The organism is Neomoorella stamsii (assembly GCF_002995805.1).
Taxonomy (GTDB): domain Bacteria; phylum Bacillota; class DSM-521; order Neomoorellales; family Neomoorellaceae; genus Neomoorella; species Neomoorella stamsii.
Window position 1 is genome coordinate 103,125 of record NZ_PVXL01000043.1, and the last position, 13,765, is coordinate 116,889.

Annotated in this window: 13 protein-coding genes; 2 read left to right on the forward strand and 11 right to left on the reverse strand. The window is 52.9% G+C overall.

The window, feature by feature from the left end; all coding sequences use genetic code 11:
• Positions 1 to 22: 22 nt before the first annotated feature.
• From MOST_RS07985 to MOST_RS08015, 7 genes are all read right to left on the reverse strand, one after another.
• A complete protein-coding gene (locus tag MOST_RS07985; RefSeq protein WP_054938449.1) occupies positions 23 to 682 on the reverse strand; it encodes a phosphoribosylanthranilate isomerase in 660 nt (219 codons plus the stop codon).
• A gap of 94 nt (positions 683 to 776) precedes the next feature.
• On the reverse strand, positions 777 to 1,592 hold the full coding sequence (trpC, locus tag MOST_RS07990) for an indole-3-glycerol phosphate synthase TrpC (RefSeq protein ID WP_054938448.1): 816 nt from the start codon (positions 1,590 to 1,592) through the stop codon (positions 777 to 779).
• Complete coding sequence (gene trpD, locus MOST_RS07995) at positions 1,592 to 2,611, reverse strand: anthranilate phosphoribosyltransferase (RefSeq protein ID WP_054938447.1); 1,020 nt, start codon at positions 2,609 to 2,611, stop codon at positions 1,592 to 1,594. Before trpD ends, trpC begins: the two co-directional genes overlap by 1 nt.
• Positions 2,612 to 2,640: 29 nt before the next feature.
• Positions 2,641 to 3,282: an aminodeoxychorismate/anthranilate synthase component II gene (gene pabA / locus MOST_RS08000; RefSeq protein WP_244267305.1), complete on the reverse strand. Its 642-nt coding sequence runs from the start codon at positions 3,280 to 3,282 to the stop codon at positions 2,641 to 2,643.
• A complete protein-coding gene (gene trpE, locus MOST_RS08005) occupies positions 3,263 to 4,747 on the reverse strand; it encodes an anthranilate synthase component I (RefSeq protein WP_054938446.1) in 1,485 nt (494 codons plus the stop codon). Before trpE ends, pabA begins: the two co-directional genes overlap by 20 nt.
• Before the next feature lie 185 nt (positions 4,748 to 4,932).
• Positions 4,933 to 5,340 carry a chorismate mutase gene (gene aroH, locus MOST_RS08010; protein ID WP_054938445.1) on the reverse strand — a complete coding sequence of 136 codons (408 nt, stop codon included), beginning with the start codon at positions 5,338 to 5,340 and terminating at the stop codon, positions 4,933 to 4,935.
• A gap of 55 nt (positions 5,341 to 5,395) precedes the next feature.
• Entirely contained in the window at positions 5,396 to 5,806 is a 411-nt protein-coding gene (locus tag MOST_RS08015) for a HutP family protein (protein ID WP_054938456.1), read from the reverse strand.
• 222 nt (positions 5,807 to 6,028) lie between these two features.
• Between MOST_RS08015 and trkA the strand changes: the two genes are divergently transcribed.
• Positions 6,029 to 7,372, forward strand: coding sequence for a Trk system potassium transporter TrkA (gene trkA / locus MOST_RS08020; protein WP_054938444.1), 1,344 nt, complete (start codon positions 6,029 to 6,031; stop codon positions 7,370 to 7,372).
• An 8-nt stretch (positions 7,373 to 7,380) separates the two neighbouring features.
• Positions 7,381 to 8,829, forward strand: a complete 1,449-nt coding sequence (locus MOST_RS08025) for a TrkH family potassium uptake protein (RefSeq protein WP_054938443.1) — start codon at positions 7,381 to 7,383, stop codon at positions 8,827 to 8,829.
• A gap of 118 nt (positions 8,830 to 8,947) precedes the next feature.
• On the opposite strand, the gene MOST_RS08030 is transcribed toward MOST_RS08025, so the two are convergent.
• The 4 genes from MOST_RS08030 to MOST_RS08045 all read right to left on the reverse strand — a co-directional run bounded on the left by MOST_RS08030 (position 8,948) and on the right by MOST_RS08045 (position 13,544).
• Positions 8,948 to 10,966 carry a sodium-translocating pyrophosphatase gene (locus MOST_RS08030; RefSeq protein ID WP_054938442.1) on the reverse strand — a complete coding sequence of 673 codons (2,019 nt, stop codon included), beginning with the start codon at positions 10,964 to 10,966 and terminating at the stop codon, positions 8,948 to 8,950.
• A gap of 151 nt (positions 10,967 to 11,117) precedes the next feature.
• Positions 11,118 to 12,110: a ketol-acid reductoisomerase gene (gene ilvC, locus MOST_RS08035; protein ID WP_054938441.1), complete on the reverse strand. Its 993-nt coding sequence runs from the start codon at positions 12,108 to 12,110 to the stop codon at positions 11,118 to 11,120.
• Positions 12,111 to 12,231: 121 nt separating this feature from the next.
• The gene (gene cobO / locus MOST_RS08040) at positions 12,232 to 12,762 is read right to left on the reverse strand and encodes a cob(I)yrinic acid a,c-diamide adenosyltransferase (RefSeq protein WP_054938440.1); all 531 of its coding nucleotides are present in this window, start codon (positions 12,760 to 12,762) and stop codon (positions 12,232 to 12,234) included.
• A gap of 50 nt (positions 12,763 to 12,812) precedes the next feature.
• Positions 12,813 to 13,544 carry a pseudouridine synthase gene (locus MOST_RS08045; protein ID WP_054938439.1) on the reverse strand — a complete coding sequence of 244 codons (732 nt, stop codon included), beginning with the start codon at positions 13,542 to 13,544 and terminating at the stop codon, positions 12,813 to 12,815.
• Positions 13,545 to 13,765 lie beyond the last annotated feature (221 nt).

Here is a 13,765-nt window from a genome sequence, read left to right on the forward strand (position 1 = left end):
TTTTACCTCCGTATCAGTATTTTCACCTCTTCGCTAGGGGTGATGCGGTGGCTGGACGGCTGACCTGCTCTTCAGCTTCCCTCACAGCCCGGAGAAAAGAAACTATTTTGACCGGATCCTTGCGGCCGTTTGTTTCCACACCGCTGGCCACATCGACAGCATAGGGCCGCACGGTACGGATGGCGGTGCCAACGTTCTCGGGTGTCAGGCCCCCGGCCAGGATGATAGGCCGGCCCCGGGCCACAGCATCTTTGGCCAGTTCCCAGTTAAAGGTCCGGCCGCTGCCGCCGGCAACCCCCGGGACGTAAGCATCCAGGAGGAAGCCCTGTACCTCCGGGTAAGAGTCCATGGCCTGGATAAAGCTGGCATCCCGTACCCGGAAGGCTTTAATGACCCGCTGGGAAAGCCCGCGGCAGTATTCCGGCGGCTCATCACCATGGAGCTGGAGGACATCCAGGCGGCAGAAGGTAGCTATTTCCATAAGGCTGTAGCGGGGCTCATTCACGAAAACGCCTACCGTCGTGGTAAAGGGCGGCAGCTTCATTATTATCTCCCGGGCGGTTTCCGGGTTTACTTGCCGGGGACTCCTGGCAAAGACAAAACCCAGGGTATCGACGCCGGCGTCCAGGACCAGCCGGGCTTCTTCATAGCTCTGGATGCCGCAAATTTTTACCCTGACCATCACGTCACTCCTGCTGTTATTCTACACTAAAAATAACTTCGCTCCAGGCCGGCATTGTTTTTGCTCGCTCCAAACAAATGCCAGCCCGTTATTTTCATCCTTCTGATGTTACCACGATAGCGGCATAAGGTTCTTGAGATAGACATAGCTCCGCAGCTTTGGCCCTGACATCCCCCGCCGTCATCAGGGCTTCCCCCACCAGGATGGCATCAACGCCAGCCTCAGCTACCAGGGCCGCATCGGCCCGGCTCATGATTCCGCTTTCGCTGACCACCACTGGCCCCGGGGGAATCAGTGGTCGTAAAGCAAGGGTAGTATGCAGGTCGACTTTAAAGGTCCGTAAATCCCGGTTATTGATGCCGATAATCCCGGCGCCGGCCTGGAGGGCTACTTCAACTTCTGCCTCCGTATGGACTTCTACCAGGGCTCCCAGCTTAAGCCTATCTGCCAGGGCCAGGTATTCCTGCAGTTCTGCCGGCTCCAGGGCAGCAACAATTAGCAGAACAGCATCAGCCCCTAAAGCCCGGGCTTCATAAATCTGGTAGGGGTCAACAATAAAATCCTTGCGGAGTAGAGGCAGGGAGGTTACCTGCCGCACCCGGGACAGGTACTCCGGCTTACCCTTAAAGAAACGCCAGTCTGTTAATACGGAAATGGCTGCCGCCCCGGCAGCTGTATAAAGTCGGGCCTGTTCCTCCAGGTCAAAGGCGGCCCGGATCAGGCCCCGGGAAGGCGAAGCCTGCTTTAATTCTGCAATGAGGTTCAGGCCGGCTCCCTGGCGCCGCAGGGCGGCGCTAAAATCCCCGGTCAAGGGTAAATTTTTTACCTCCCTTTCCAGGCGGGCCAGGGGCCGTTGCTCCCTGGTAACCGCCACTTCCCGGCGTTTATGGGCCAAAATCTCCACCAGCATCAGGCAGCCCAGCTTTCTATCCAGGCCGTCATATCCTGTAGTTTGGCCATGGCGGCGCCGGAATCGATACTCGTTGCAGCTGTAGCCAGGGCTGCCGGGAGGGAATTTTCTACACCCGCGGCCAGGAGGCCAAAGGCGGCATTGAGGAGAACTACGTCCCGGGCCGGGCCCTTTTCGCCCTTCAGTACGGAACGGGTAATGGCAGCATTATCGGCTGCCGTCCCCCCGGCCAGGTCTTCTAAGCCGGCCCGGGGCAGGCCGGCATCCTCGGGATAAAAGGTATAAGTGCTGAGGCTGCCGTGATCCAGGCAGGTTATTTTCGTAGATCCGGTGGTGGTGACTTCGTCCAGGCCGTCGCTGCCGTGGACCACGTAGGCCCGGCGGCTCCCCAGCCGCCCCAGGACAGCGGCTACTGTTTCCGTTAAAGAAGGATCATAGACGCCCACCAGCTGACAGGGGGCACCGGCCGGGTTGGTCAGGGGACCAAGGAGGTTAAAGACGGTGCGGATGCCGATTTCCCGGCGCGGGCCGGCGGCATACTTCATGGCACCGTGAAATACCGGGGCAAAGAGGAAGGCCATGCCCACCTCATCCAGGCAGCGGGCCACGGCTGCCGGCGGCAGGTCAACCTTGATACCGAGGGCTTCCAGAACATCGGCGCTGCCGCAACGGCTGGATACGGAACGATTGCCGTGTTTAGCTACGGCCACCCCGGCGCCGGCAATAACGAAGGCAGCCGTGGTGGAAATGTTAAAAGTATGGCGACCGTCACCGCCGGTCCCGCAGGTGTCAATAAAAACCTGGTGGCGGGTGGTGAGGCCGGCTGCCCGGCGGCGCATGCTCCGGGCAAAGCCAGTGATTTCTTCTACCGTTTCACCCTTCAAGCGCAGGGCAGTAAGGAAGGCAGCTATCTGGGCCGGGGTGGCCTCGCCTGTCATGATGCTATCCATTGCTTGCTCAGCTTCGGTCTCACTTAAATCCTGGCCAGCTACTACCTGGCCAATTAGGGACTTTAACACTCTACTCATCTCCCCTCGCAAAGGATAGTTTAGCTGGCTTTATATTCGTTTGTTCCACTTAAGCCTTGAGGCGGAAGGGTGCCAGCTTCCATGAAAGCTTGCTTAGCATATACTTCTAAAAAATTTTGCAGCAATTCCTTGCCCACCGCCGTCAGGATGGATTCCGGGTGGAACTGGACCCCTTCCACCGCCAGGTGGCGGTGGCGCAAGCCCATTAATTCACCGGTTTCGCTGCGGGCTGTGACTTCCAGGCAGCCCGGCAGGGTCTCTTCTTCAACTATCAGGGAATGATAACGGGTGGCAGTGAAGGGGTTGGGTAGGTTACGATAAATAGTTTTGCCGTCGTGGGTAATAGTTGAGGTCTTGCCGTGCATTAGCCTCCCGGCCCGCACTACCCGGCCGCCAAAGGCCTGGGCTATGCTCTGGTGTCCCAGGCAAACCCCCAGGATGGGGATTTTCCCGGCAAAGGCGGTTATGGCCGCCAGGGAGATACCCGCTTCATTGGGCGTGCAGGGACCGGGAGAAAGGACCAGGTAATCAGGCTGCAGGGCAGCAATTTCTTCCAGGGTAATGGCGTCATTACGCCGTACCACCACCTCCTGTCCCAGTTCCAGGAAATACTGGACCAGGTTATAGGTAAAGGAGTCGTAGTTATCGATCATTAGCAGCATAATTCTCTTCCCCCCTGGTATTCAGCACCTGAAGCAAAGCCCGGGCTTTATTCAAGGTTTCTTCATATTCACCCGCCGGGTCGGAATCGGCAACTATACCGGCACCGGCCTGAACAAAGGCCTGCCCCCGGGTAAAAGTAATGGTCCGGATGGCAATGCAGGTATCAAGGTTACCGTGGAGGCCGAGATACCCCACGGCACCGGCATAAGGTCCCCGCGCCGTTGGCTCCAGTTCGGCAATGATCTCCATGGCCCGCACCTTCGGGGCCCCGGTTACCGTACCCGCCGGGAAACAGGCGAGTAAAGCGTCCAGGGCGTCCTTGCCCGGCGCCAGGCGGGCAGTAATACTAGAAACCAGGTGCATGACGTGGGAATAATATTCAACTACCATTTGCCGGGGTACCTGGAGACTTCCGGGAGCTGCCACCCGGCCGATGTCGTTGCGACCCAGGTCCAGGAGCATTAGATGTTCGGCCCGCTCCTTTTCACTGGCCAGGAGCTCCCGGGTTAACTCCTGGTCCTCCCGGGGAGTCCGGCCCCGGGGCCGGGTACCGGCAATGGGACTGTAGTCAATCTTCCCACCTTCTACCCTGACCAGCATTTCCGGGGAGGCCCCCACCAGTTTTACTTCCGGTAAGTTCAGGTAAAACATATAGGGGGAAGGATTAAGGGTGCGCAGGCGCCGGTAAACTGCCAGGGTATCACCGGCAAAGGGCAGGCTTAAGCGCTGGGAAAGGACGACCTGGAAGATATCCCCAGCAGCGATATATTCTTTGGCTTTTTTTACTCCCTGGATAAATTCCCGCCGGGTTACATTGGCCTGCCAGGGTCCGGCAGTAAAGGGGGGGGTACCGTCCTGCCGGCACGATCTTGCAGGCCTATCAAAAGCCTGCAAGAGGCGCCGGACTGCGGCTACGGCTTCTTCATAACCTGCTGCCGCTTCTTCCCCGCCCCGGCCAAGGCAAGCCACCCGTACTGTCCGCAAGACGTGGTCATAGATGAGAAATACCCGGTGGAGGGTTAGATAAGTATCCGGCAGTTGCAGGTCATCCACGGCGTGGCCGGGTAAGCTCTCTATTTCCCGGGCCAGTTCGTAACCCAGGTAACCTACCAATCCCCCGCAGAAACGAGGCCCAACAACCGGCGGTAGGGATAATTGCGTAATTAACCGGCGTAAAGCCGCCACCGGCTTTTCTAGGAGGAGCTCAGTTTGTCCCCGGGCAGTTAAATATGCCTTCCCGGCCCGGATTGTAAAAGTCAGAATGGGATCAAAGCCGATCAGGGAGTAGCGACCCAGCCTCTCCCCGCCCTCAACACTTTCCAGCAAAAAGCTGTCCGGTTTGTTGGCCAATCTTAAGTACAGGGAAATGGGGGTTTCGGTATCGGCCAGGACTTCGGCCCAGACGGGAACATAGGGGACCCTTCGGGCCAGTTCCAGGTAGGTTTGCCGGTCAGGCTGGATCACCAGTCTCTCCTCCCCTTTTAGACAAAATAAAAACCAGCGCTCAAGCGAGCCCTGGTCTGGTATACTCTCCTTCATTATACTCCAGGCTCAACTCCAACTCCACTCAGCTCAACTCAGCTATATTCATTTTGTTGCTAACAGCATACCATGGATAGTAAATGGCTGTCAATAGTTTTGTTTTCGCTTCAACGTAAATCCGGGCGTAATTGTGCTGCCCGGCCCAGATAAACGTGGACCGGTTCCCGGTCGCTATAAGCATGGATTAAAACGCGGACAATCCCCGGCAGCCCCCCCGGTACCGGTATTTCGGTAGCACACAACAAGGCTGCTTCCTGCCAGCCCAGGCGCCGGGCAGCCTCGGCCGGGAAGGCCGCGTTGAGATCCGGCGTCACCGTAAAAATGGCGCTGATAATATCTTCTACTGCCAGCCTGTTCCGGGCTATTATTTCGCGGAGCAAACCTTCCGTAGCCGTAAGAATGGCGGATGCCGTATTCTCCGGCACGTCAACGGCCCCGCGTAAGCCCCGTACTTTTGTCCCCCCGGTTTCCTGTTTGCCTCCGGCTCCGGGTAAACCGTGAATTTTTTCTTCCATAGTTCTCCCCTACCATCCTGCGATTTTTATACCAGACTGCCTGCCATCCTGCCCCTCAGACGGCCCGGTGACCCAGGCCAATACCTACTTCATCCAGGTGCAGCAGGCCGATGCCAAAGAAAATGGCCACACTCAAGTGATCATGCCAGCGGGCAATGCCAATTTTACCCCCCACGTTTAAACCCAGGGCCTTGGGCATGATCTGGGACAGGGCTTCCCGGGTTGCCCCGGCAACGGCACCTTCCTCGGGGTGGGTTTCTTTAATGACCCCTTCCCTTTTGGCCGCCACTACTGCTCTTTCAACGATTTTTTGCACGGAATTGATAAATTCACCGCCGTAATCAACGGCTGCCGCCCGGATACCATCGCCAGCAAATTCTTTCTTTAGCCGACCTTCTTCTTCCCGGTTTTCAGCAAGGGCCATCTTTATGGCCACCGCCGCCACCTTTTTACTTCCGTATTCCATTTTTTCACCACCTGATTTTCCCATATACCGATTATAATACATCCCTTTGGACCCTGCAAGAAGATGAAACGGGCTGGAGCAAGCCGGGTTTTAGACTTTCTCTCCGGGTAACATAGCAGGAAACTTGAGGTTCGTTATCGAATATTGAGGTTCGTTATCGAATATATAGGCTCATTCTTGCCAACGGGTCCCTTTTAACACTTTTCAAAAGAGGTGCTAATCTTGCGCATAACTATAATCGGTGCTGGCAAAGTAGGTTTTAAGCTGGCTGAAATGCTATCATATAGCAACCATGATGTTTTAGTTATTGAGCAAGATGCAGAGAGAATCAGGGCTGTTGAAGAAAGACTGGATGTCCAAACTGTGTGCGCCAATGGTGCTAACCCTACCGTTCTTAAAGAAAACGGTATAGCAGATACGGATTTATTAGTGGCAGTGACTGAAAATGATGAGGTCAATATTGTTGCCAGCCTGTTTGGCAAAAAGCTAGGAGCAAAGAAAACTGTAGCCAGGATACGTAATCCTGAATACCTGTTAAATAATCAAATTGGTTTTGATAAAGACCTGGGTATTGATTTTGTTATCAATCCCGATTATGTAACAGCTAACGCTATTGCTGAATTAGTCGAAGCTCCTGAGGCCATTGAATCTGAATATTATGCAGGTGGTAAAATTCAAATGCTAGAACTCATTCTACCACCTGGTGCCCAGGCAGTAAATAAAATGTTGAAGGATTTACCTTCGCCTAACCCTTATTTGATTGTAGCCATTCAGCGAGGCGAAGAGATGTTAATTCCCAGGGGTGAAGATCGCCTCCTTAGTGGTGATAAAGTATTTGTCCTGGCTCCGGCCAAGCAAATGGAACCCGTCGAGGACCTCCTGGGACAGAAACGTACCCGCGCCCAGCGGCTCGTCATTTTAGGCGGTACCAGGACGGCTTACTATTTGGCCCAAAAGCTGTTGGGTAAAAAGATTGAAATCAAGATTATTGAAAAGGACCGCCATATTTGTGAAAGTTTAAGCCACAAGCTACCCCATGTTACCATCATCCATGGCGATGGCAGCGACTTGGGGCTTCTGCAAGAAGAAGATATTGGCCAGGCGGACGTTTTTGCTGCCGTTACCGGTGACGATAAAGTAAATTTGCTTGTATCCCTGTTAGCTAAACATCTTGGCGCCAAAAAAACTGTTGTTAAAGTCGGGCGTTCGGATTATGCCAGCCTGATGGAAAAGGTTGGAATTGATGTGGTAATTAGCCCGCGTCTCCTTACGGCAGCGACCATCTTAAAATTTGTCCGCCGCGGTCAAATTGTATCGATCAGCTTATTGGGCCAGGATAAAGCAGAGATGATCGAATTTATCGTTCCCCAGAATTGCCGTCAGGCCAATAAGCCGATACAGCAAATCAACTTTCCCCGCCATGCTATCATCGGCGCCATTGCCAGGGGAGACGAGATAATAATTCCCGGAGGTAACGATTATATAGCACCAGGTGATCATGTAATTGTTTTTGCCCTTCCTAAGGCTGTAACTGCCGTCCAAAATTTTTTTGGCACTAACAGGTGAAGTGAAAAATGCGCTGCAGAGTGGTCCTCCAGCTTTTGGGGAAAGTTATAATTTTAATTGGGTTGGCTTTGCTGATTCCCCTGGTATTAGCCCTTTATTTCCGGGAAAAGGATTGGTTGGCCTTTACTTACAGTGCCGCGATAACCCTGGCCGTAGGCATCCCTTTAAGTTACTGGCCCTGTCATAATGGCGAGATCCGTCGCCGTGAGGGTTATGCGGTAGTTGCCTTAAGTTGGGTGGCAGCTGCAATCTTTGGTAGTTTGCCTTACATTTTTGCCGGTACCTTTCCTAATTTTGCCGATGCCATCTTTGAAACAATTTCCGGGTTTACTACTACCGGCGCTAGTGTGATGACCGACATTGAAGCCCATTCCCGCTCTATTCTTTTCTGGCGTAGTCTTACCCACTGGCTCGGTGGCATGGGAATAGTGGTCCTTTTTGTTGCCCTTCTTTCCCAGTTAGGTTCCGGAGGATTACAAATGATCCAGGCCGAAGCTCCCGGTCCGGTTACAGAGAAAATAAAGCCACGTATCCAGGAAACGGCGATAATCCTCTGGCTGACCTATATTATCCTTTCCGCCCTGGAAATTTTACTCCTCTTATTCTCAGGTATGCCTTTATACGAAGCCGTTGTCCATACTTTCGGGACCATGGCTACAGGGGGCTTTTCCACCAAAAATGCCAGTATTGGCTATTATAACAGTCCCCTTATACAGTGGATTATTATTATCTTTATGTTTTTGGCCGGTGTTAATTTTGCCCTTTATTACCAGGCCGTGAAGCTCAGGAATCCCTTTTATTTCTGGCTTAACCCGGAGTTTAAATTATATAGTGCTATAATTTTGGCAGCCTTTATCATTATTGTTGTTGATCTATCCCTGGCAGGTTTTAAGCCGGGAGAAAATCTCTTGCGCATGGCTGCCTTCCAGGTAGTTTCTATCGTTACTACCACGGGCTATGCTACGGTGGACTTTAATCAATGGCCTAACCTATCACGTACCCTGCTCTTTTTGTTAATGTTTGTGGGAGGCTGCACCGGTTCAACAGGCGGTTCAATTAAAGTAGGGCGTCTGATGGTGTTATTAAAAAATGGTATCGCAGAACTATTTCGTGCCGTTCATCCCCACGCCGTAGTACCAGTTCGTTTTAGCAATGTAGGCATAGTAAAGGAGCCTTTAGTGTTAAATATCCTCCAATTTATAGGGTTCTATCTGCTGTTGTTTGCCCTGGGTACCTTACTCATGTCTTTAACACCTCTTAAATTAGAAGAAGCAGCCAGTGCAGTGGCAGCTACTTTGGGGAACGTTGGCCCCGGCCTGGGCGCTGTTGGCCCGGCCCAGAACTATGCCCATTTACCTGCAGCAGCCAAGTATTTACTATCATGGTTGATGCTTGTTGGCCGTTTAGAAATATATACGATCCTGGTTCTATTTTTACGAACAACGTGGCGGGGGTAAGGGTTTTGGGAGAATGGTGCTTGATAATTTTTCCCTAGAAAAAAGCCCTTGTCCCCACGTGGGATAAGGGCTTTTAAGCGCTGATGTCGCTTACGATTCTTACCGGTTAGCACAACCCTTATAGTTGCATAAACAAAGGCGCAAACACCAGGGAAACAATGGTCATAAGCTTAATTAAAATGTTCATGGCCGGCCCTGATGTATCTTTAAATGGATCGCCTACAGTATCCCCATTGACGGCCGCTGCATGGGCCGGCGAACCTTTACCGCCGAAGTTCCCGCCTTCAATATACTTCTTAGCGTTATCCCAGGCCCCGCCAGCATTAGCCATCATTACTGCCAGTAAAAAGCCTGTTACCGTAGCTCCGGCAAGCAGGCCGCCCAGGGCTTCTTTACCAAGGCCCGGGATCAATCCTACTGCCAGAGGAACCACAACGGCCAGTAATCCAGGGATAATCATTTCTTTCAAGGCTGCTCCGGTACTGATGGCTACACAACGGGCATAATCCGGCCGGGCTTTACCTTCCATTAAACCCGGAATGGATTTAAACTGCCGGCGCACCTCTTCAATCATATGGAAGGCAGCCCGCCCCACTGCCTTCATTGTCAAGGCACCAAAGAGAAAAGGGAGCATGCCGCCGATAAAGAGGCCGCTCACCACTTTAGGATCAGTAAGGTCAATAGTCGTAATCCTGGCAGCAGCCGTGTAGGCAGAAAACAGGGCCAGAGCTGTTAACGCTGCCGAGCCAATGGCAAAACCTTTACCAATGGCAGCAGTAGTATTGCCAACTGAATCCAGGGCATCGGTAATCTTGCGTACTTTAGGATCCAGTTCCGCCATTTCGGCAATGCCGCCAGCATTATCGGCAATAGGTCCATAGGCATCCACTGCTACCGTGGTTCCGGTGGTAGACAGCATCCCTACTGCCGCCAGGGCAATGCCGTAGAGGCCAGCAAAATGGTAGGCAGCAAGGATAGCAATGATAATTACCAGAATGGGTAAAACGGTACTCAGCATACCGGTACTCAGACCTTCAATAATATTGGTGGCAGTACCCGTTTGGGAAGCTTTGGCAATTTCTTTCACCGGTTCATAATCGCCGGAAGTATAATATTCGGTAATGCGGCCAATGAGAACTCCGGCAATAAGACCGGCTATGGTGGCTATAAATACCCCCAGGGAAGTATAGGTAGCAGAACCGACAACAAATTGAGAAGGTAACAGGCGGGTAGCCAGGAATGTACCTATAATCGCCAGGATACTCGCTACCATGGTGCCGGTATTTAAAGCCTGCTGGGCATTGGCCCCCTCGCTGGTCCGGACAAAGAAGGCGCCGATAATGGAAGATAAAATGCCGGCAGCGGCAATCATCAGGGGTACCAGGGTACCATTGGGGATATTTAAAGTTGCCGCCAGGGCAATACCGGAGATAACTGAACCAACGTACGATTCAAAAAGATCCGCTCCCATACCGGCTACGTCGCCAACATTATCGCCGACGTTATCGGCAATCACAGCAGGGTTACGAGGGTCATCTTCCGGTATACCAGCTTCAACTTTACCTACCAGGTCCGCGCCAACGTCAGCCGCCTTGGTGTAAATACCACCTCCCACCCGGGCAAAAAGGGCAATGGAGCTGGCCCCCAGGGCGAAGCCATTGACGATACTGGGATTTTTAAAAATGAGATTAACAATACCAAGGCCTAAAAGGCCAAGACCCACTACAGCCATACCCATGACTGAACCGCCGGAAAAGGCTATCTCCAGGGCAGCGTTGGAACTGTGGCGGGCAGCATTGGCCGTCCGGACGTTGGCCCTGGTAGCAACCTGCATACCAATATAGCCGGCGCCAATAGAGCAAAGGGTTCCGGCCACATAAGCAACGGCCGTTACCGGCTGCATGCTTTCAGCGCCCTGGGTAACAAGGCCGGTAATTACGATTAGAGCCGCCATACCCAGAACAAAAAAGAACAACGTACGGTATTCCCTCATTAAAAAAGCCATGGCCCCTTCGTGGATGGCTGCCGCTATTTCCTGCATGCGCGCGTTCCCTGGATCGGCCCTGTTAATCTTGTTGGTGAGGTAAAAAGCAAACACAAGTGCCAGTATCCCTGCTACAGGTGCTATGAGTTCCACAAAACTTCCTCCCCTTCGAAAAATTTTACTTTAGCCGCTTTTATTATTACCAAATTATTCCTTAGCCACTCCTTTCACCAAGGAAAATTAATGATTAAAGCCCCGGGAAATTCCCAGGGCTTCCCAGACCCCGTTTGCTTCCCTGACTGCTTTACTTCTTCAGCCAGGGCATCATTTCCCGTAAGGTATCGCCGACCTGTTCGATGAGGTGCTCCCGTTCCTTTTTTCTTAAAGCATTAAAGCTCGGCCTGCCGGCCTGGTTTTCCAGGATCCACTCCCTGGCAAAGACGCCGTCCTGGATCTCTTTGAGAATGGCCTTCATGGTGGCCCGGACATGGTCGTCAATAATTCTGGGTCCCCTGGTGACATCGCCGTACTCAGCCGTGTCGCTGATGGAATAGCGCATATACTTGATGCCGCCTTCATACATGAGGTCAACAATAAGCTTCAGCTCGTTCAGGCATTCAAAGTAAGCAATTTCCGGCTGGTAGCCTGCATCCACCAGGATCTCGAAGCCGGCCTTGACCAGGGCCGTAGCCCCGCCGCAGAGGACGGCCTGTTCACCAAACAAGTCAGTTTCGGTTTCCTCTTTGAAAGTAGTTTCAATTACGCCGGCCCGGGCAGCACCTATTCCTTTAGCATAAGCCAGGCCGATTTCTTTAGCCCTGCCGCTGGCATCCTGGTAAATGGCTAGAAGGGCCGGTACCCCCTGGCCTTCAACATACATACGACGTACCAGGTGACCAGGTCCTTTCGGAGCAACCATAATGACATCCACATCCGCCGGCGGCACAATCTGGTTGAAGTGAATATTAAACCCGTGGGAGAACATAAGTACCTTGCCTGCTGTAAGGTGCGGGGCGATCTCCTCGCGATAGACCCTGGCTTGGGTTTCGTCCGGTAGCAAAATCTGGATAATATCGGCTGCGGCCGCGGCTTCAGACACCGTCTTTACCGTCAGGCCCGCCGCCTCAGCTGCTGCCCGGGATTTGCTTCCAGGACGCAGACCTACGACTACATCTAGGCCACTGTCCTTTAAGTTTTGCGCCTGGGCATGTCCCTGGCTGCCATAGCCCATGATGGCGATTTTTTTGCCTTTAAGGACGCCCAGGTCGGCATCCTGATCATAATACACTACGGCCACTTTTCTCCTGACCCCAAAAAGCCGGCCAGGAATTCACCTCCTGTAAAATGTATTAAACTTACATATTCGCACCTGACGCGGAAATTCCTGCCCGGGGAGTAAAATTCAACGTTTTTTGATCTTAGTATTCGATCCCTTTCCTGGCCTTTATCCCCTTTTCGTAAGGATGTTTTACCTGGCGCATTTCCGTTACCAGGTCGGCGGCAGCAATAATCCCCGCCGGGGCATTGCGGCCGGTGAGGACGACTTCCACCTGCGGCGGCCGCTCCGCCAGGAAAGCCAGGACTTCTTCTTCTGTTAACAGGCCGAAATAAAGGGCGTTGTTTATTTCATCCAGGATCAGGATGTCCACCCTGCCGCCAAGCATGGCTTCCCGGGCAAAGGCCAGGGCCGCCCTGGCCTGCTCGTAATCTTCAGGCCTGGCGCCGCCCCGGTGGATGAAACCTTTGCGGCCAAAGGTTTTTACTTCTACCTCCGGCGCAAGCCGCGGGAAGGCCTTATGTTCGCCGTAGTCAGGCGTTTTCATAAACTGGACAATCAGTACCTTGAGCCCGTGCCCGCAGGCCCTTAAGGCCAGGCCAAAGGCGGCCGTACTCTTGCCTTTAGCCTCGCCAGTATAGACCTGGACCAGCCCCTGCTCTAAACCTGCCAAATGCTTTCCCTCCTCTCTTTTTCACCTTATTTTACCACACCAGTATCCTTTCAGCGAGGAGGAAAATCTAAACCCACCAGGCGATACAGCCGGGCTACTTCGGCAGGTGTAAGGCTGCGATATTCTCCCGGTTTTAACCCTTTCAGGGTGAGAAAGGCAAATTTTATGCGTTTCAGCCAGATTACAGGGTGACCTACTGTGGCCAGCATGCGTCTTACTTCTCGTTTGCGTCCTTCCCGCAGAGTTAATTCCAGCAGGGCATTACCCTGGTTAACCCGGCGGATCCGTACGCCCGACGGGGCGGTCAGGCCATCTTCCAGCTTGACACCCCGGCGTAAATGGGTAATAGTATTAGCATCCGGCACTCCTTTTACCAGGGCCAGATAAGTTTTAGGTATACGATAGCGCGGGTGGGTGAGCCTTAAGGTCAATTCTCCATCATTGGTAAGTAATAAAAGGCCTTCGGTAGCATAATCCAGGCGGCCGACAGGATATAATCTAGCAGTTATGTCCTTGACCAGGTCAATGACTTTAGGCCGCCCCTGGGGGTCAGAGACCGTTGTTACATAGCCGGGCGGCTTATATAGTAAGACATAAATTTTCTCTCCCGGCCCGGTAACAGGCCGGCCATCAACAGTTACCTCGTCCTGGCCCGGCTCTATTCTTAGACCCATAGCCGTCACAATTTGGCCATTGACCCTTACCCGGCCGGCCCGGATCATCTCCTCGGCATGACGCCGGGAAGCCACCCCCGCCCGGGCCAGGTATTTTTGTAAACGCATAAAAGCCCTCCGGTAACGTTATTATGCTATCACAATTCCCCTTATAAAAGCAATAGTGCTACACTATTTTTTACGAAGCATTCCTGTAATGAATTAAGGTAGGTGTTGCCAATAAAAAAGCCTCCTGGTAAAAAAATAATAGACCAAAACAAACAAACCAACCAGGAGGCGAGAAACCGAATGAATGAGGTGCAAAAGAAATTACTGGTCCATGGTGATGT

What these genes read in the sequence shown, in the direction of transcription:
- MOST_RS07985 (WP_054938449.1), bottom strand. Translation starts at nt 682, where the DNA reads ATGGTCAGGGTAAAAATTTGCGGCATCCAGAGCTATGAAGAAGCCCGG.
- trpC (WP_054938448.1), bottom strand. Translation starts at nt 1,592, where the DNA reads ATGCTGGTGGAGATTTTGGCCCATAAACGCCGGGAAGTGGCGGTTACC.
- pabA (WP_244267305.1), bottom strand. Translation starts at nt 3,282, where the DNA reads ATGCTGCTAATGATCGATAACTACGACTCCTTTACCTATAACCTGGTC.
- aroH (WP_054938445.1), bottom strand. Translation starts at nt 5,340, where the DNA reads ATGGAAGAAAAAATTCACGGTTTACCCGGAGCCGGAGGCAAACAGGAA.
- MOST_RS08015 (WP_054938456.1), bottom strand. Translation starts at nt 5,806, where the DNA reads ATGGAATACGGAAGTAAAAAGGTGGCGGCGGTGGCCATAAAGATGGCC.
- MOST_RS08025 (WP_054938443.1), top strand. Translation starts at nt 7,381, where the DNA reads ATGCGCTGCAGAGTGGTCCTCCAGCTTTTGGGGAAAGTTATAATTTTA.
- MOST_RS08045 (WP_054938439.1), bottom strand. Translation starts at nt 13,544, where the DNA reads ATGCGTTTACAAAAATACCTGGCCCGGGCGGGGGTGGCTTCCCGGCGT.